The 311-nt window shown below is 65.6% G+C and carries 1 protein-coding gene; it reads right to left on the bottom strand.

The genetic code is table 11. The features are described 5' to 3' along the window. Positions 1 to 311, bottom strand: a 311-nt coding sequence (locus tag P9254_RS28855) for a GTP-binding protein (RefSeq protein WP_278103921.1), incomplete at both ends; no start/stop codon positions are given.

The raw sequence follows: 311 nt of genomic DNA, 5'->3' as shown, positions 1-311 counted from the left end.
TCGAGCAGCTCGGCGTCGTCGACCTGGTCGACCTTGTTCAGGAACACCACGATCGAGGGCACGCCGACCTGGCGGGCCAAAAGGATGTGCTCGCGGGTCTGCGGCATCGGGCCGTCGGCGGCCGAAACCACCAGGATCGCGCCGTCCATCTGGGCGGCGCCGGTGATCATGTTCTTGACATAGTCGGCATGGCCGGGGCAGTCGACATGGGCGTAGTGACGGTTGGCCGTCTCATACTCGACATGCGCCGTCGAGATGGTGATGCCGCGCGCCTTCTCTTCCGGCGCCGCGTCGATCTGGTCATAGCGCTT

Source organism: Mesorhizobium sp. WSM4983 (assembly GCF_029625765.1).
Classification (GTDB): Bacteria; Pseudomonadota; Alphaproteobacteria; order Rhizobiales; family Rhizobiaceae; genus Mesorhizobium.
This window is presented reverse-complemented; position numbering and strand designations above follow the sequence as displayed.